We start from the raw sequence: 17,950 nt of genomic DNA, 5'->3' as shown, positions 1-17,950 counted from the left end.
GTTCTAGATTTAGTTTCGACTAATTTCCTTTGGTAACCGTGCAGAGTTTTGCGTAAATCCCGAAGAAATTGTAGGTTTCTAGCTCAATAGACGTAATTTCTTTGATGTTTCCGTTCTTTTGGGAGATTTCTACAGAGGAGTCCCCAAGTGCGAGGAGGCCAAGGTAGGACTTCGCGCAAGCGATTCCTTCCTTAGAAGCCGAAAGTCCAGTTTCCATCATACTGATCCTTTGGTCCTCATAAAGAAGACCTTGGGTTCCGAACCCAGAACTAGCGCAGGAAAATGAAAATAGCTGACAACAAATGAGACCGGAAAGTAGGGTCATTCTTCCTGACGGTTTATTTTTTAAGTTCTTTATCCAAGGTTTCCGAAAGTTTGTTTTGTAGAATGATGATGTCGTCATAGAGTTTTTTTATCTGTTCTTCTTTGTTTCGAATCTTTTCTGTCAGTGCATCTAATGACTTGTTAGATACATTGTTTTTTTTTGAATGGAATTCCTTCAATTTGGATTCTATCTCTTCATAGATAAGCCCACTCTTTAGTTTCTTTGCGAATTCATTTAACGAGTCAATATTCTGTTTCATCGTCCCGTCACACGCAAACAAAGTTCTTGGAAAAAGAAATATTGGTTTTTATAATAATGGTCTATGCTGTGGATTTCTTTCGGTCGGGCCGCTCTAGGAACATAATCTAAACTAGCACTTCCGATACTTACCAATCCAAAATAGTTGGTCGTACATGATTCAACAAAACTGTCGGAAGTTATAGGAGGTTTGCCAGGTGAGTACCAACCTTCTTGTCCTTTATTCTGAAACAATGTTACCGAAGGATTTCCTATTTGTACACTAACACAGTGAAAAATGAAAAAGGCCGACGGTAACAGGAAAAAAATTTTCATACACTACTGACTTGTATCAAAGAAATAGAAATAGGAAAAACGAATCCCTCTATCCATTGCATTGTCTGCCTTAGGTAAGACTCCAAGCAAAACAGAGAAATTGAAACTACCGAAATTCTCGGTGTTCATAGAGATCCCGGGATAAAAATTAAAGTATCTTAAGTTCTTATCCGCCACTTTATCTATTGGCTCTCTATATTCAAGTTCAGTGAAGATACGAACGGAATCAGCGATAGCAAAAGAAGGTGCGATTCCTACTTGGTAATACCTTTTGAACTCCTCTAAACTAGATTCCCTTCCATGTCGGTTGGTTTCCGTTTGGAAACGAAATTCGGACATGATTTGAAAAATACCTGATTTGTAACCGAGTCCAAAGTTAGGACGAATCAAATAAAAATCAGGATTTTCCCTTTCTCGGAATTCTCCATTTCTTTTTTTGTCATAGAGTCGTAAACCACCACCGATTAAAAATTGTGAAGAGCCATTTTCAAAAACTTTTCCATATTTGAGTCCAGCATTCCAACGATCCCAGGTGATTTCTTTTGATGAATCTGTCTGGGAGTATTCGTTTCTACCAATGGAAGAAATAACAGAGAAAGATTCTGAGAATTTGTATTCTCCTTCTACGTTGATGTTTTTGTTAATTTCTTTGACTTCATTAAAATTTTTGTCCCAGTAACTAACGGTGCCTCTGATTTTTGAATACACGGCCACAGGTTCTACTTGTAGAGGATGGGCAAAACCTTTATTGTTAGGTTGTGAATATAAAGATGCTGTGAGGGGAAGGCAAAAAAGGGAACTGATGATAATTCTTTTCATATTTAAAATCCTACGTTGGTAATCGGATAAATTAATCTCGCAAACTTATCAGCAAGAAAAGTGTATCCTAAGTTATTTGCATGAATACAATCTAACATAAGTTCTGCGCGAGAGTTTGGTTTTCCACCCAATGTGTTTCTTAGGTCAATATAGATGAAGGAAGGTTCTTCTCTAGTGATGTCTACAAGTAGGTTATTAAAAGCATCTAACTGTGTAGAAGTAAATACAGCCGCATCTGGAACAATCAAACCAATGCGATCAAACTTGGATTTACAACCTTCATCAGAACCGGCGATAACTGGTGGCATATAAGGATTTGGATAATCGTACCCATGAATGATCCATTTTAGAGGAGCACCTCCAAATCTTGCGATTTTGTAAGCATTTCCAGTTGCGATCATATGTTTGAGGTTTGTTTTGATTGTCGCAAATCTTTGTGTTTGTACTGCGCTGACATTTCCTATGTATTCAGTAAGGTTGGCTTGGATGTCATTTCCACCTAAGGATAAAATGATGACTTTCATATCAGCACCACCTTGGTCGATAACTTGGAATTGAAGACCTTGGCTGACAACTTGTTGTAACGTTTTTCCACCGAGAGTGGCGCCCACAAATTGATAGTGATATCTGTTTTCTAATTGAGGTCTAAGTGTTTCTACAAGTGGAAATCCAAGAAGGATGTCTGTCCAACTATCACCGATGATACCAGTTTTGGCAGGGGTTTCTCCGTTGCAAATTGCATAAGTAGTACATAAGAGATTTGCACCGATATCATCGAAGTAATCCTTTTTGGTATCACAATGGATGAGGAATATTAGCATTCCTAACAATACTGTGTATTTAATTTTTTTCATTGGGTTTTGTTTCCTTCCAGATGTGGTCCATGATGAATGCGCAAGAAATATCGCCGGTCAGATTTACTGAAGTTCTACACATATCTAAAAAGCGGTCAACTCCAAAAAGGATAGTAATGCCTTCGATGGGTATATGGAAAGTATAGAGGATAGAAGCAAGGATAACGAGTCCTACTCCCGGGGTTGCAGCCGTTCCAATGGAGGCTGCTGTCACGGTTCCAACTAACAAAAACAAGTCTAAGGCTGAAAGGTCTACATGGTATACTTGGCTAAGGAAAACAGTAGCAACTGCTTGGTACAAGGCTGTTCCATCCATATTAACTGTTGCGCCAAGGGGAAGAACAAAGTCAGCTACCGTTTTCTTTAGTTTTAATTTTTCTTTCGCCAGTTTTAAAGAAAAGGGAAGTACGGAGCTGGAACTGGAGGTAGAAAATCCAAGGATCGGAATTTCGCGAACTTGGTTCAGGAAACGAAGTGGATTTTTTCTTGTAAAAATCAGAATCAAAACCGAATAAAAAACTAGGATACAAAAAAGCCCGAAAAGAACGGTTCCGATATAGGAGAGAAGCCCAAGTAACAAAGAAAACCCGATCTGCACTATGGCATAACTCATTAGTCCTAATACCGCAAACGGTGCCAATTTCATTGCGGCGGCCACTACCCAAAGACAGAAACTTTCTAAGGAATGGCAAAATGCTTTTAAAGCAGTCCCAGATTCTTTTGAAGTCAGAAAAAAAATACCGAGAATCATCCCAAAAAATACAATAGATAACATTTGTTGTTTGGACCAGACGTTCACTAAGTTTTTAGGAATGATACTGGATATGATCTCAGGAATTGATTCCTCATTTTCTGGTAATTTGGTATTTGGGATGGTAAGGTTTTTTTCTATTGTTTGGTTTTGGATATGGTTCCCCGGTTTGATGATAAGTGTGAGTGAAATTCCAATACTTACAGAAACGATGGTAGTAAAAATAAAATAGAAAAGGGTTTTACTTCCTAAACTCCAAAGATCGTTTAAGTTTCGTAAACTGGAAACACCAAGAGCAATAGAGACTATGACTAAGGGAATCATAATCATTTGGAGTAGATTTAGAAAAATATCACCTGGAAGTTTCATCCAAGGTAAATAAGGTTTTAAGGTAAGTGTGGAAACAAAACCGGTTTCTGGATTTAACAGAATTCCTAAAAACAAACCTAACAATAGAGATACGAGAATTTGAATCCAAAATGCAATTTTGGGAAAGGACATTTCCAAAGTCTAAGCCTTGGAAATTTAATGTAAATGAAATTAAATGCTGATATAGGTTTGGAAGAGGCGAATTTTATGAAAAATGGTAGCACCGTTTTTGATTTTACGTATCTCTACAGTGTATTCGTCTTTGGCTCGTTGGATTTCTTTCATGGTTTTGTGAAGCACTGCTTTTTTTTCAGGACGATTGTCCCATTTATAAGCGGCTTCTTGGCGCATTAGCTTTTCTTCGAGTTGGCGGATGGTTTTTTGGTGAGAAAGTTCTACTTTATATTCTTCTTTTTGAAAGATTGACAAAGTTTCTTTTCTTAAAATTTCTTTTTTGGTTTCTGCTTCTTTTTCAACAATCGGATAACAATGAATAAATGCTTCTTCTAGTTTCGATAAAGGAATTTCTTTTTCAGGAACATAAGTTTTTGCTTCTGTCCATTCGGCAGGTTTTTCGGTAAAAACTAAAGTTTTCTTTTTCTTCAAATCAAATTCCATGAAGAAGAGGTCTTTTCGTTTGAGAGAAAAATCAAATTCTACTTGGAAAACAAAAAGTATTTTTTGACTTAAATGATTAGAGATTAGATATTTCTTTTTGCGGCCCACATCACTTTGAGTGAGTAACTCTGTTACCTTCTCTACAAAAGGATGTCCAAAGGCCATAAATTCGAGTGAGTCATTGGTTAAAGCAAGGTCAGAATCGAAAGTTGCTTTTTTAACTTTCCCTTCTGCATTTTTGTATTCGTAAGATCCTTTGTTTATGAGAGTGAGGGTACCCGGTAATAAGTTTTGAAAAAACTTAGAACCTTGTGCAACTACTTCTTCTAAATGGCTATTGTTCCATTCTCTTTCTTCGAGTGTATGGTCGTAATAATCTTTTAAATTAAAGTCTAAAACTTTTGGTGTGACGAGAGCGTTGAGTTTTTCAAATCCTTTCTGAGCTACTTGGATGCGGAGATCAAATTCTGTTTCTAATTCTTCTTTGGTTTTCGTTCCTGTTACGAACTTCATAAGGCTAGAGTTGAAATCTAGTTCCTCTTCGATGGTACCGAGTAAGTCATCGGAAGCACCAATGGATTCTTCAAACAAACGGATTTTATTTGTGAGTACTTCTAAAATCCTTTCAGCAACAGTATCTTTGGAAGCAAAGTTAAATATATAGACATTGTCTTTTTGACCAAAACGATGGATCCTTCCAATTCGTTGTTCGATCTTAAGTGGACTCCAAGGTAAGTCATAATTAAAAAGTATATTAGCAAATTGTAAGTTACGACCTTCCCCTCCCGCTTCTGTACAAATTAAAATCTCGTAGTCTTCCTTAAATTTTTGAATGGCGACTTCCTTTTCATCCATACTTAAGGAACCATGGAAAGGGGAAACTTTGAAGTCAGGTTCTAATACAGATTGTAAGTGGTCTTGTGTGGTTCTAAACTGCGTGAAGATAATGAATTTTTTATGGCCTTCTTTTTTAAGGCGGTAGAGTGTTTCTTTTAATTTTTGAGTTTTTTTATCTTCTTTGATTTGTTTTCCCAAATGAATGAGTCGATTTAAAGTAAAGAGCTCTCGTTTGATCCTTTGGAAACTAGACATTTCTTCGTCTTCCAATTCGGTAATGAATTCTTCGACACCTTCCGTTTCATCTAAATCCCAATCATCTAGAGTCGTTTCATGTTCTTTCATGTAATGGAATTTGGATTCCAACATAAACTTACGTTTTTGTAGAGCTGAAAGGAGTGCGATGACAGAGGAATCTAGTAATTTCTGGAATACAACCATCACAAATCCAATGGCACGGTTTTTGGTTCCCATTGCCATATTGTATTCTCTTTTTACATAGTCAGTAGTTTCGTCATAAAACGCACGTTCGATGGGAGATAAATCAATTCGAACTGTTTTGGCAAATCGTTTGGTAAATCCACCCACTTCTACCTTTCGACGGCGAAGTAATACTTTGGAGATTTTTTCCTTTAAGTCACCTTTTTGGCCAACGACATAATCATTTACAAAAGTGTGATAGGGACCAAGAATATTTGGATCTACTAAGTGTAAGAGATAAAACAACTCTTCTAATTTTCCACGAAAAGGTGTGGCAGTGAGAAGGAGGAGGCATTCCGTTTTACGTGCAATTTTCTCTGCAAATAGATACCCACGAGTGATTTTAGAATAATCGCGTCTGAGTCTATGTGCTTCATCAAAAACAACGATATCCCATTTAGTTCCGAGGATTTCTTCGGCATACCTTGGGTTTTTGATAAAATCGATGGAGGTAATGATTTTGTTAAAATTTCGCCAATGATCCGGGCCGTTCGTAACAAAGTTCCTTCTGCGAACGATGGCAAATTCCTCATTGAATTTGTTTTTCATCTCTTGTTGCCATTGAACAAGAAGAGGAGAAGGAGCAACCACAAGCACTCGTTTGAGACCGCGGCGAAACATAAGTTCCTTTACAGCTAGGCCAGCTTCAATGGTTTTTCCAAGCCCCACTTCATCTGCTAAGATAAACCTTGGTTTTAAACTATTAGCTACAATGAAAGTGGATTCAATTTGGTGAGGAAGGAGACGAGTTCTAGAATTTGAAAGAGAGGATAGTTTATTAAAATTATAAGTCAGTTTGAGTTGACTTGCTGCAAGGGATAAGTCCATTGCTTTGGGAAATTCTTCCCAAATACGCAGAGACTCTGGATATTGATTTAAAAATTGTAATTGTTTGTTTGATTTATTAACCGTTCGAAAAATTTCTTTGGATTCAAAGAATAATTCGACTGAGGTAGCAGTCTCTTTCGTGACTTTAGCTAGACCTAACTCTGGTTCATCGACGAGAAACCCATACTCATTTGTTTGTTTTGGTTCAACCGTTGTTTCAAAATCTAAACTTAATTGAGTAGGGATGTCCATCAAACTCCTTTCTGATTTCCCCAAAGCACTTTGTGAATTTGAAGCGACAAACGACACTTAGGTGGATTGTCTACTTTGATCCATTCAACTAGTTCTTTGGCATCCACTTCACCGTGGACTGGCGAATACAATATATTTGTCTGTATTTTTTGTTCGCGAATGACTTCAATACTTCTATCAAAGTCGATTCTATCTCGCACAACGAACTTGATTTCGTCAAGTGAATTATGTCTCTTTTCTAGAATCCGGAAATTTTCCTGATCCATACGCTCTTCCATCCCGGAGCCAGGTAGTTTGTAGTCCATAGTGAAAATAAAAAAAGAATCTTCGGTGATTCGTTCGCTTCCATTGGTTTCCACGCGGGAAGCTGGGTAGGGCAAATTATGACTGATTCTGTGGTTGTAGATGCGATTGGCAAGGGATGTGGATAGATCACGATTTTTCCCTTCTAAGGGTTCGCCACCAGTGAGTAATACTTGGTATCCGTGGTGTGAATCTAGCGTTTCTAATTCAGTCCATATGGTATCGAGAGTTTTTTCTTCGCCCTGATTGGGACCTAAGGCATATGCTGTGTCACACCATAAGGCTCTTGTTTCCGTTTTGCCACAACGTAAGGAACATCCAGCAAATCGTATGAAGACAGTTGGTATTCCTTGCGAAATTCCTTCGCCAGAAATGGATGAATAGACTTCGTGAATTTTTCCAAACATTGTGTGATTCTCTCTATGTCAGAATACTTTAAATTGTTCTTGCGGAAACATTAATTCAGAATTTGCTTTTAGGGTCATGTTCATAGATGCCAAATTGGAATATCCGCTGATCAAAGAAAAAGAGGTTCAGGAAAACCATCTTTTACTTCGATTCCGAACCCCTGCCAATCCCAAAATTGATGAAAGGAAACCTTTGGTCATCGGTCTTGCCGTGGATAAAAGTTGGTCTATGAAGGGCGAAAAAATGGAATCTGTGATTGATGCTTCTTGTGCACTGGTTAACTGGCTGACAAGACATGATGCAGTCACCATCATTGCTTATTCTGCTGATGTGCAAATCATTCAACCAGTTACCCACCTAACAGAAAAAGTTTCTGTCACTGACAAAATTAGAAACATCCAAGTTGCTACATCTACTAATTTAAGTGGTGGATGGTTGTCTGCCTTAAAGAGTTTGTCGCAATCCAAAATTGCGAATGCTTACAAAAGAGTATTGTTACTCACAGATGGAAATCCTACCTCAGGCATTAAGGAAAAAGAAGCACTTGTAAAAATTGCCGAAGACCATTTTGCAATGGGAATCTCTACAACTACCATTGGGGTAGGAAAAGATTTTAATGAAGAGATGTTGGTGGATATTGCTAAGGCTGGTGGTGGTAATTTTCATTATATAGATAACCCAGAAAAGGCGTCTGATATTTTCTTCGAAGAATTTGGAGATATTGGAGCTTTATATGCGCAAGCCATTGATGTGGAATTACAATTAGCTCCCGGTGTTAGGTTGAAACAAGTTTTGTCAGAAACCTCCCACCAAATTCTAGAAGAATTTGATGAGTTTTTAGGTGATTCTAAGACGATATCTAGGCAAAAAATTAATCTTCAGTTAGGTGATCTCAGGGCAGACGATATTCGCAATTTGGTTTTACGTCTCGAAATTGATGATCGGGTGAACCTAATTGAATCTCCTTTTTGTGAAGTAAATGTTTCGTATTACAATTTATTACAACAGAATGTTTTGGAATCGGTGAAAGATTCCTTTCAATTTCCTAAAGGCAAAAATCGTGGAAAACAAGATCCCGATGTGCTTGTGGAAATTTTGGTAGCTAATGCAACTTTGGGGATTAAAGAAATTACTGATTTGATTCGACGTGAACATGTAGAAGATGCCAAAGCAATACTATTTGGACTCATTCAAGATATAAAAAACAATCTACATTTTGCTCCAAACGCACTCGGTTCTGTACTCAATCGTTTACAGGTATTAGAAACAAAAATTACAACTAAATCGGATGATCTAAAAAAACACCTATTTGTGAATTCGCAAATGATGTTAAAAGGGCCTGAAAAATTAGATTTAAAAGATATGGTTCTTCATGATGAAATTTTTGAATATCGCACTATAGGTGATATTGACTTATATAAATGTCCGGAAATCAAACTTCTCATTGAACAAAAGATGTCCGAAGGATACAGATATATGATTTTTGATTTTGCCAATACTTCACATATTGATTCTTCAGCAATTGGGATGGTGATTCAAATTGTGGGTTGGTTACGGCGTCGCGGAGGAGAACTTGTGGTTGCCAACATTCATGATTCCGTAAAAAAAATTTTTGAAATCACTCGGTTGTACAACCACATTCGTGTAGCAGAAACTGTTTCTTCTGCTAAAGAAATATTACAAAGGATTATTTACGCTAACGAAGGAGATAAGAACTAAAGTTTAAGCCAACCATCGTTCAGCTTCTTCAATTGCCTCTTTCAATTCACCGACAAGAGTTGGTGAAATAGCGACACCTTTTTGAGTGGGTTTTAATTCTCCGTTGGGATCGGTATACCAAACTCGAATATTAAAAAAAGTTTGTCCTTTGTATTCGGAGATTTCCACGCGGATGACTTCTCCGCGACCTTTGTCAATGTCTCGAATGATTCCTGTTTTTGCCATATTAGTAAGTCTCTACAAAAAGTTGTTCTTTTTCCTCTAGGTGTTTTTTAAATTCATCATACGAAAGATCAGTTGCGCAAGCAGACATGATTTCTTGTATCACTCCTTTCTCCATTCCCTTGGGGCCGCCACAAATATAAAACTTACCGTTTCCATTGACAGCATTTTTAATCGCTTCTGCATTTTCTTTTGCCCGATGTGTGATGTACATCTTTCCACCATCAAAGGAATTTTTTTCTTCTCGGCTAATCGCCGTTATAAAATGAAAGTTAGAGTGATTTTTGGAAATATCTTCAAAATAATCACGAAGTACGATTTCGTCGGAATAGGGCGCTCCATACACCAACCAAACATTTCCTTGAAAAGAGATGAGTTTTTGGACAAGGAGTTCTTCCACCATCCCAAAAAAAGGACTGATTCCTGTACCTGTTGCAAAAAAGAAAATATCACCAGTATAATCCACTTGAGGTAAAAGGAATTTTTTACCAGCGGGTCCTGTCATGGTAACAGTATCACCAGGTTTCAAATCACAAAGATAATTGGAACAAACTCCCTTATGAACAAGGTTTCCATTTTCATCGTATACATTGTCTCTTTTCACTACAAATTCGATATTGTCCTTGGTTTGACCAAAACTGAACGAAGGTGAGGCGATCGAATACAAACGAATGGTATACGAAGGGTCGGCCGATCCTTTTGTTTGTTTTTCTGGATCCACACCAGGAGGGATGATTCCCGCACTTTGGCCGATCATGTAAGGATAAGTATTATGGTCGACGGCGATGGTGATTCGATGCACTGCCGAATCTCCTTCAGTCGCTGGGCGTTTGCCTTTGCCTGGTTCAGGAGTCAAACGGGTGTTTGCCAGAACTTGCGCTAAGATGGGATTGGATTTTTTAAACAGATTGATCTGAGGGGTAAGCAAAGTCGTCCTCGTAACGGGTGGTTTTTGGTCAAGTTTGACACTCGGATGGTTCGGGAAAAGGAGAAGTTAGAGTTTTCATTTTTCCTCCTCGGAATTATGTCTCTTCTTGACTCATTTTTTGGACTTTTTAAACTTTAGTCATTCCGGCCCCCTCGCCGATCCTAAAGACAACGGGGAAAACAAATTGCATGAGATCTATTGAAGCACAAGAAAAGAAACCGTTGCCATTTCCAAATACCGTACTTCATCAAAAGTTGGAATCATTTACAAACACGATGCTCCAATCTCTGCAAACCAAGGCAAAAGATGAAAAAACCTGGGCTGTTCTTTCGATGTCAGGTGAAATTTTAGCACACGGCCACCAACTTCCAAAAATCGATCGCAGTTCTGATTCTTTATTTTCCATCTAAATCCGGGAGGTTCTATGTTGAATCATAGTTTCCGACTCTTTTTTAAAATTCAGCTAATAATTGTTAGTTTAGTATGTCTTATGACTTCTTTCTCAGTTTCTGCGGAACCGTATGGAATGGCGGGTTGTGGGCTAGGTTCCATGGTTTCTGTTTGGAAAAATGATATCGGGCAGGTCCTTGCAGCGACAACCAATGGTAGTTTGTCATCGCAGACTTTTGGAATCACTTCAGGAACTTCCAATTGTACGACAGATGGGATTGTTCGAGCTGATAAGGCACAAGAGGTATTTGTAATTTATAATGAAGAACCTTTGGAATTAGAAACAACGCGAGGAACTGGAGAAAGAATACGAACCATCGCTTCTTTACTTGGTTGTCCAACTCATGGATCACAATTGGGAAAACTGATGAAGGAAAAACATTCTTTTATCTTTGATAAATCCAAGGAAGGCGATTCCGTTTCCAGATCAAAAGTCATTCTTTCCAGATTAAAATCCAAAATTGCCGAAGACTCTGAATTGAAACAAGCTTGTTTGTATTAATCGTGGATTACTCGAGAGATTTCTGAGTTATACCGATGTGCCGCTTCTGTTTGGTTCAAATACCCAAAAGCACCTAACTCAAATAAAAAAGCAGCAGTGATTCCATAACCACCATCTGGTACGGAATCACATCCTTTTTTCCCAGCAGGATGAATTTTCCAATCGCGTGGGTTGAGAAATTGAAAATTTTCCGGACAAACCACGTGACCATAATTTTTGCCATCTGCATGACGTGCTTCATGTAACAAAACAAGGACACGGTCTAGGCGATTTAAACTAAAAAATGCCCGTCCGAGTAATACATCTCCATCATGGTACATTGCAATGTAATCGCCGGTTGACCCGTAAGAATATTTTTTGATTCGAGACTGGATCCAACGGGAAAGTTTTTTGCCTGAGAAAGCAAATTTAAAAATCGATTCAAACTGAGTCAGTCGGTTGTAAGTAGATTTATCGATTTTGATTCGTTTTGGTTCCAAAGTTTCCAAATAGGAAAACGATTCTTTTAAAACTTTTGATTGTTTAACATTTAACTTTGATTCATCGGAGTGTAATGCCACTCCTGATAAACAATAAAGAACAGTTACAATAAAAAATGTTTTATACGAATTGAGTTCAAAAAGTGGCTTGGAGTCCACCATAGTAAAACCTGGGACGAATAGGATTGTATGTAAGCTCGTATTGGTCTAGAACGTTGTCCACTCCTAAAAATAGAGACATTCTTCCATCGAAGAATTTTTTCTCCATTCTCACGTTTAGGAGTGTGAATGGTTTTCCATACACAACTTTGTTATTTTCTTCAACGCTTTTCGTTTGTTGGTCAATTAGAGCTGTACTCGATCCGGCAGTGAATTCATTGGTTGTACTATAAAACGGCCGTTTGTCTAAACGTTTCGCTCGGAGGGCAAATTCCCAACCGCCAGGTGCGTTCACAAAAAAGTTCATTGTTCCTTGGTGCAGGGCACGCCCTTCTAAGGGTCTATCGGTTGTTAGGTCTCTAGTGTCGGTTTGGTTATAACCCAATTCCAAAGCAAAATACTTGAGAAACCGAACTCGGGATCCAGCTTCCACACCCCTCGTATAAGCACGTTGTATGTTCTTCAATTGAAAATTAGCAAATTCGCTGGTTCTTGTTCCAAAACTATATTGAATGAGGTCAGTAATGTCATTGCGAAAGATACTTAAAGATAGGGTCCAAAACTTAAAGGGAGTGTACTCGATGTCTGCATTGACCGTTGTTGATTTTTCTGGCCTTAGTTTGTCATTTCCATCCACAACATATCCCACTCCAGGGTTTTCAAAACGTAAATACAACTCGCGAAAAGAAGGAGGTCGAAAACCTTTTCCGTAACTTGCGCGAAAGACCAGGTTGCTCGTGATATCTACTTTGGTGGCAATTTTAGGGGTAGTTTGTCCACCAAATTGGGAGTCGACGTCATGGCGAACTCCTGGAACTAACCGCCAAACAAATCCTTGGCGCCAAATGATCCACTCGTCTTGAATGAAGGCGGCTCTTCTTGTTCGATAAGCATTCCTTCTTTGTAAACGATCCGATTGTAATTCTTCTGAATAGGATTCAACACCAGCAGTGACCATATGGTCTTTATTGATTTCATGATCAATCTGAGCGACACCTTGCGATGAAAATTCGTTGGTGAGTTCTTTTACATCCAGTTCATTGGAATTTCTTTGGTCTAATTTATAATGGTTTTCCCAACGAGAAAAATTCCCTCGTAAAGAAACCATGTTTCGTTTTCCGTATGTATATTCTAAAGCACCTAACCCAAGGAAATCGTTAGTTAGATTGGTTCTATCAAATACACCACCATTGGATCTAGAATCAACTCCAGCTTGGTTTCGGTTTAAATAATTAATTCCTGTTTTTACTTTAAATTGACCATCAGGGTTGAAAGTCATGTTTCCACCGACGTTGTTATCTTGGAATGCGTTTCCCGTTGTGGCCGGAGTTTTGGGATCTAAGTCATAAGCAGCGGATTGATTGAACCCACCAAAAAAATTAGTTGCTACAAAATCATTTTTGAAACCCACATCAGCGATCATGTTTTTTTCGCCTTGGGTTCCAAAGTTGGTTTGTCTTCCGTTTCCATAGGTAGTTCGGAATTGATAGTGTTCTGGTTTTTCGGCTTGTTTGGTGATGATATTGATCACACCACCGATGGCATCAGCACCGTATAAAGATGATGAACTACCTTTTACAATTTCTACTCGTTCAATGTTCTGTACCTTAAATCGAGTGAGGTCAATGGTATTGTTCAATCTTCCTGCAATACGTTGTCCATCCACAAGAAATAGTACATATTTGGAATCGAGTCCAAGCATCTGCACTTGGGAACCTCCAAAAAAAGGAGTGACGTTGATTCCGGTTTGGGTATCTAACACCTCACCTAAGTTACGTGCACCCGTTTGTTCAATTCGTTTTCTAGAAATTACTTCCGTTGCCACTGCTGAATCTTTGAGACGTCTCTCCCCACGAGAGCCAGTAACCACGATCCCATTTTTATTATCTAAATCTTTGAATCGGTCCACTTCTTCGGTGGGAGTTTCTTCTTTATTTCCCTCTTCAGAAACAGGAGTGGTGGTTCCTGTAGTTTGAGGATTTGTATTCTCACCTGTAGTATTTGTATCCGTTGTTGTTGGCGGAGTTGTAGTGTTTTGTGTTTGTTGGTCTGTCGTTTTCGTTTTTTTTCCCGTTTCGCGAGGACGTGTTTGGGAATGGATTTCTCCGACAAAAAGTACAAAAAGACAAATGATAGGTAAAAGAAACTGAATCAAACAATGCATTAGGGAAGTTTTTTCCATCGGATGGTCGGATAACCGGAAGTTCCCGCATCACTATAGTAATTTTCGATATGAATGGCGTAAGTATTTAAACCTGTTCCTGAACGAATGAGAAAAATATCAGGTTTAGGAGTTAAGAATCCAATGGTATAATAATACCACTCCGTTACAATTGCATTTCCTACATAAACCGCACCAGCTCCACCTATTCCTTGTGTAGTGGTAGCTGCATCAACTGTAAATGTACTACAGCCTTGGCTTGCCGCAGAAGTAGAACTTGCCACTGCAAAATCAGTAGTATTACTTTTACAAGCTCCTCCGAGTCCAAACCGATTGGTTTCTCCGGAGTTTGTCGCAGCTTTGTATCTGTTGAATGCAAAGTCCCAGGTAAGGGAATCTTTTTCTGAAAAAGGGATTTGTTTGTTCCCTTCAAATTGAAAATAAATATAAAAATCTAAATTGGTCGCATTAAACCTAGTTGTGTAACTTCCGTCACCGTTGGCTCTTGAAAAAACAATTTTATCTAAAGCATTGGGATTCCCTGCATTGACCAGGTTGGTGATCAATTGTTTTACAAACAAGTCTTGGTCTGACAAGGCAGACTCCTGCCTTGCGCAAAAACTCAATAGGAAAAGGATCCCAATGATAAAATACTTCAATTTTCTTTATAAGCCTGCAACTGTATAAGTTACGCTAGCAGCTTGTCCACGAGATGGAATCGCGTAAAAGAAAATATGATAATCAGCAGCAGCTGTAAAAGTGATCGTTCCTGATCCAGAAACTGTATATGAATTCGTAAACTCACTATTAGAATCTGTTAAACTAGTCGGTGTAAAACCTGTTCTAGTTGAAGTTGTCAGTGGGCATGTTGAAGATTGATATACAATTACAAAAGAGTTTCCGCTAAGAGCAACAGTGGTTCCGTTTTTCGCAGTAAGTTTGAGGGCAGCTGTTTGATGACCTACAACTGGTACTGAACCGATTTTGCTAATAGTAGCCGTTCCGTTGGCAGTCACAATACTTTGCCAAGTGTTGATACTTGCTCTCGGAGGTGCTGTAACCGTGCAATCACCTGAAGAAGTTGTTAAAGCTGCAAGAGCGAGGAGAGCAGTGTTGTCTTCCTCTTCTTTTTTTTCACACTGAAAGGAGAGTCCGGCTATCAAACTCAAAAGGATTACTAATTTTGTCTTATTTTGAAGGGATTTCATAGAACCTCGGTCTTTTTTATCCAAACTTGAGTACTAGTAATGAGAATCAAATTCATTTTACCCAAGACCAGAATTTTTTCCGATACTGACAAAATCATGACAGAAGTCTTAGTACTGGTACAACTTTGGTCATTTAAATTTCTTTCCAATCGCTAAGATAGGAAAGTTCGCTACAAATCTAGTCTTAAAAAAATCAATTGTAAGGAAAATGATTTTTCGTCTACTATGCCTAGGTCATGTCTCTCAAACAAATTACGATCTACATTGAAGAGTCAGACCATACTTTTTATAATCGAATACTACGGGACATAACTGCTATTGAAACATGCAATGTTCATAGTTTTCAATCTGTTCTTGATATCAAAGTAGGCACAATCCAAGAGTCTGCCGTTTTCTTATTTTGGAATGATTCCAAAGTTTTAGAAAAACAAAAATTCATTTTTGAACAATTCCCCGAATCACCTTATATATTACTTTCAGTAGAACCACTAAGTCCACTCGAATTAGCACGAGCAGCACACCCAACCTATTTACATCTTACCGAATCAACTTATTCGGTTGGTAACTTAGATTTAATATTAAACTTTGCAGAACGATTGATAGAGGATATGAATCGTTCCATTGCTTATGACAAAATCAGAGAAAAGGTAGTTGTACTTCAAAATGTTTTTGAAGAGTCATTAGATATTTTAATGCAGATTGATCCAGGTACTAACCAGATCATCAATGCCAACAAACAAGCAGTAGTTGTATTAGAATATCCTCTAGAAGAAATTGTAGGTAAAGAATTTTCGATATTTTTACCTCCAGTGGAAGTGGATGAAGACGTAGAGTTTGAAGGAAATTTAATTGAGAGTACTGCCTTAAAAACTAAATCAGGAAATTTGATTCCCACTGAGTCTTCATTTCGATTATTTCCTGTGAACGGTAAAATGGCAATTTGGGCAACCTTTCGAGATATTGCTGAAAGAAAGAGATCTCAAGAACAAGTAAAAAATCAAAAAGCTTTTTATGAATTTATTTTAGATAACCTAGACTCTGATATTGCTGTGTTGAACTCAAACTATCAGTATGAATATACAAATCCTGTGTTTCTATCGAATAAAGAAATTAGGAAATGGTTATTTAAAAAGACGGATGCAGAACTTGCAGAAAAATTGGAACTCTCTGCTGAATTCTATGAAAAACGCAAAAAATACTTAGATGTTGCCGCCAAAGAAAACGAAATTGTTGAGTTTGAAGAACTGATCCAAGACAATAACGATAAAATAACCTATCTTTTAAGAAAATACATTCCTATTGATGATACAGAGACTAATCAAAAAAGGTTTATTAGTTTCGGCGTTGATATCACAGAACGAAAACTTTCAGAAGAAAGAATCAGTTATTTGGCTTATTATGATGCACTTACAGGGCTTTCTAACCGTACATTATTCATCGATCATGCAAACCAAGCTTTAAAAAATCATAAGTCTACTGAGACTTTACTTGCATTCTATTTCTTTGATATTGATAACTTCAAGTTTATCAACGATAGTTTAGGTCATACCAAAGGGGATATCCTTTTGCAAATGGTGGGTGCGAGACTCAAACGTGTGATGACAGAAGTTGATACTGTAGCAAGATTTGGTGGAGATGAGTTTGCCATTTTAAAAGTGGATATTCAAAACAAAAGTGCTGCTGCCGAATTTGCTCAGAAGATATTAGAAATTTTGAGCCAACCATTCCATATTATGGGTCGTGATTTATTTACTACGATTAGTATGGGAATTGCCCTTTCACCGAACGATGGAGTGTCTACTTCAGAGCTTTTAAAAAATTCGGATATGGCGATGTATAAAGCGAAAGAACTGGGTAGAAACAATTTCAAATTCTATACAAATGAACTTATCCTTCGTTCTGAAAAAAGATTGTACATTGAAAACTCATTACGTAAAGCCATTCAAAATGACGAACTTCTCCTTTATTTTCAACCAAAAATGTCTACAATCACCAACCAAGTTTGCGGAGCAGAGGCACTCATTCGTTGGAAACACCCGGAAAGAGGTTGGGTTCCTCCAGTAGAATTCATTCCTGTTGCGGAAGATTCTGGAATTATCGAAAGGATTGGAGATTGGGTCTTAGAAGAAGCCTGTAGATTAAAAACCGAATGGAAAAAACAAAATCTTCCTTCTTTTCCTATTAGTATTAATGTCAGCGGAAAACAATTAGCGCGTGCTAATTGGTCTCATCGAGTACAATCAACAATTTTGCAATACAATATTAATCCTGAGGAAATCGAATTAGAATTAACTGAAAGTTCGATTATGGAAAACCCAGAAAAAAGTATAGAAGCCTTTGAATACTTGTCGGGACTCGGTATTAAAGTTTCAATTGATGACTTTGGAACCGGTTATAGTTCACTGAGTTATCTAAAAAAGATCAATGCAGATGTAATCAAAATTGATCGATCATTCGTTATTGATTTAGAGTTGAATGAGGATGATCGAGTCATTTGTAAGGCCATTATTAATATGGCACATTCATTGGGTATGGAAGTCATTGCCGAGGGTGTTGAGAACGCCGCGCAAAAAGATTTATTACATGATTTGGGTTGTCATATGATCCAAGGTTATCTTTACAGTAAACCACTCCCTGCAGACGAATTTGTTACCTTTGTTAAAAAAATTAACGAATCTGCAAAAACAAAATAGCCGAAATTGAAA

The 17,950-nt window shown here is 37.8% G+C and carries 18 protein-coding genes; 4 read left to right on the top strand and 14 right to left on the bottom strand.

Annotated features, from left to right (window positions below):
• Positions 1–19: 19 nt before the first annotated feature.
• The 8 genes from EHQ49_RS01705 to EHQ49_RS01670 form a co-directional block, all read right to left on the bottom strand.
• A complete protein-coding gene (locus tag EHQ49_RS01705) occupies positions 20–325 on the bottom strand; it encodes a TRL-like family protein (RefSeq protein ID WP_135575754.1) in 306 nt (101 codons plus the stop codon).
• Between the two features lie 13 nt (positions 326–338).
• Positions 339–584: a hypothetical protein gene (locus EHQ49_RS01700; RefSeq protein WP_135575752.1), complete on the bottom strand. Its 246-nt coding sequence runs from the start codon at positions 582–584 to the stop codon at positions 339–341.
• Complete coding sequence (locus EHQ49_RS01695) at positions 581–817, bottom strand: TRL-like family protein (RefSeq protein ID WP_244241298.1); 237 nt, start codon at positions 815–817, stop codon at positions 581–583. The genes EHQ49_RS01700 and EHQ49_RS01695 overlap by 4 nt, the downstream gene beginning before the upstream one ends.
• Positions 818–901: 84 nt before the next feature.
• Positions 902–1,717, bottom strand: coding sequence for a hypothetical protein (locus tag EHQ49_RS01690; RefSeq protein ID WP_135575749.1), 816 nt, complete (start codon positions 1,715–1,717; stop codon positions 902–904).
• A 2-nt stretch (positions 1,718–1,719) separates the two neighbouring features.
• A complete protein-coding gene (locus EHQ49_RS01685) occupies positions 1,720–2,571 on the bottom strand; it encodes an SGNH/GDSL hydrolase family protein (RefSeq protein ID WP_135575747.1) in 852 nt (283 codons plus the stop codon).
• The gene (locus EHQ49_RS01680; protein WP_135575745.1) at positions 2,558–3,823 is read right to left on the bottom strand and encodes a dicarboxylate/amino acid:cation symporter; all 1,266 of its coding nucleotides are present in this window, start codon (positions 3,821–3,823) and stop codon (positions 2,558–2,560) included. The genes EHQ49_RS01685 and EHQ49_RS01680 overlap by 14 nt, the downstream gene beginning before the upstream one ends.
• 39 nt (positions 3,824–3,862) lie before the next feature.
• Entirely contained in the window at positions 3,863–6,706 is a 2,844-nt protein-coding gene (locus tag EHQ49_RS01675) for a DEAD/DEAH box helicase (protein WP_135575743.1), read from the bottom strand.
• Positions 6,706–7,416: a 7-carboxy-7-deazaguanine synthase QueE gene (locus EHQ49_RS01670; protein ID WP_135575741.1), complete on the bottom strand. Its 711-nt coding sequence runs from the start codon at positions 7,414–7,416 to the stop codon at positions 6,706–6,708. The genes EHQ49_RS01675 and EHQ49_RS01670 overlap by 1 nt, the downstream gene beginning before the upstream one ends.
• Before the next feature lie 76 nt (positions 7,417–7,492).
• Between EHQ49_RS01670 and EHQ49_RS01665 the strand changes: the two genes are divergently transcribed.
• On the top strand, positions 7,493–9,136 hold the full coding sequence (locus EHQ49_RS01665; RefSeq protein ID WP_208732143.1) for a VWA domain-containing protein: 1,644 nt from the start codon (positions 7,493–7,495) through the stop codon (positions 9,134–9,136).
• A 3-nt stretch (positions 9,137–9,139) separates the two neighbouring features.
• On the opposite strand, the gene EHQ49_RS01660 is transcribed toward EHQ49_RS01665, so the two are convergent.
• Both EHQ49_RS01660 and EHQ49_RS01655 read right to left on the bottom strand, forming a co-directional pair.
• The gene (locus EHQ49_RS01660; protein ID WP_135575739.1) at positions 9,140–9,361 is read right to left on the bottom strand and encodes a transcriptional coactivator p15/PC4 family protein; all 222 of its coding nucleotides are present in this window, start codon (positions 9,359–9,361) and stop codon (positions 9,140–9,142) included.
• A 1-nt stretch (position 9,362) separates the two neighbouring features.
• Positions 9,363–10,286, bottom strand: coding sequence for an FAD-binding oxidoreductase (locus EHQ49_RS01655; RefSeq protein WP_135575737.1), 924 nt, complete (start codon positions 10,284–10,286; stop codon positions 9,363–9,365).
• Positions 10,287–10,474: 188 nt separating this feature from the next.
• On the opposite strand from EHQ49_RS01655, the gene EHQ49_RS01645 reads away from it, so the two are divergent.
• Both EHQ49_RS01645 and EHQ49_RS01640 read left to right on the top strand, forming a co-directional pair.
• Complete coding sequence (locus tag EHQ49_RS01645) at positions 10,475–10,696, top strand: hypothetical protein (RefSeq protein ID WP_135575735.1); 222 nt, start codon at positions 10,475–10,477, stop codon at positions 10,694–10,696.
• 14 nt (positions 10,697–10,710) lie between these two features.
• Positions 10,711–11,238, top strand: coding sequence for a DUF3015 domain-containing protein (locus tag EHQ49_RS01640; protein ID WP_135575733.1), 528 nt, complete (start codon positions 10,711–10,713; stop codon positions 11,236–11,238).
• Here EHQ49_RS01640 and EHQ49_RS01635 read toward each other — a convergent pair.
• The 4 genes from EHQ49_RS01635 to EHQ49_RS01620 all read right to left on the bottom strand — a co-directional run bounded on the left by EHQ49_RS01635 (position 11,235) and on the right by EHQ49_RS01620 (position 15,206).
• Positions 11,235–11,879, bottom strand: coding sequence for a hypothetical protein (locus EHQ49_RS01635; protein ID WP_135575731.1), 645 nt, complete (start codon positions 11,877–11,879; stop codon positions 11,235–11,237). The genes EHQ49_RS01640 and EHQ49_RS01635 overlap by 4 nt on opposite strands.
• The gene (locus tag EHQ49_RS01630) at positions 11,854–14,040 is read right to left on the bottom strand and encodes a TonB-dependent receptor plug domain-containing protein (protein ID WP_135575729.1); all 2,187 of its coding nucleotides are present in this window, start codon (positions 14,038–14,040) and stop codon (positions 11,854–11,856) included. Before EHQ49_RS01630 ends, EHQ49_RS01635 begins: the two co-directional genes overlap by 26 nt.
• Positions 14,040–14,633 carry an HmuY family protein gene (locus EHQ49_RS01625; RefSeq protein WP_135575727.1) on the bottom strand — a complete coding sequence of 198 codons (594 nt, stop codon included), beginning with the start codon at positions 14,631–14,633 and terminating at the stop codon, positions 14,040–14,042. Before EHQ49_RS01625 ends, EHQ49_RS01630 begins: the two co-directional genes overlap by 1 nt.
• A gap of 69 nt (positions 14,634–14,702) precedes the next feature.
• Positions 14,703–15,206 carry an LIC20153 family lipoprotein gene (locus EHQ49_RS01620; RefSeq protein WP_341867062.1) on the bottom strand — a complete coding sequence of 168 codons (504 nt, stop codon included), beginning with the start codon at positions 15,204–15,206 and terminating at the stop codon, positions 14,703–14,705.
• Between the two features lie 275 nt (positions 15,207–15,481).
• On the opposite strand from EHQ49_RS01620, the gene EHQ49_RS01615 reads away from it, so the two are divergent.
• Positions 15,482–17,938: a sensor domain-containing protein gene (locus tag EHQ49_RS01615; protein ID WP_135575724.1), complete on the top strand. Its 2,457-nt coding sequence runs from the start codon at positions 15,482–15,484 to the stop codon at positions 17,936–17,938.
• The last annotated feature ends 12 nt before the right edge of the window (positions 17,939–17,950 follow it).

It is taken from the genome of Leptospira perdikensis (assembly GCF_004769575.1).
Lineage (GTDB): Bacteria > Spirochaetota > Leptospiria > Leptospirales > Leptospiraceae > Leptospira_A > Leptospira_A perdikensis.
Note: the sequence above shows the minus strand (reverse complement) of the source record. Positions and strands in the feature narration are given on the sequence as shown.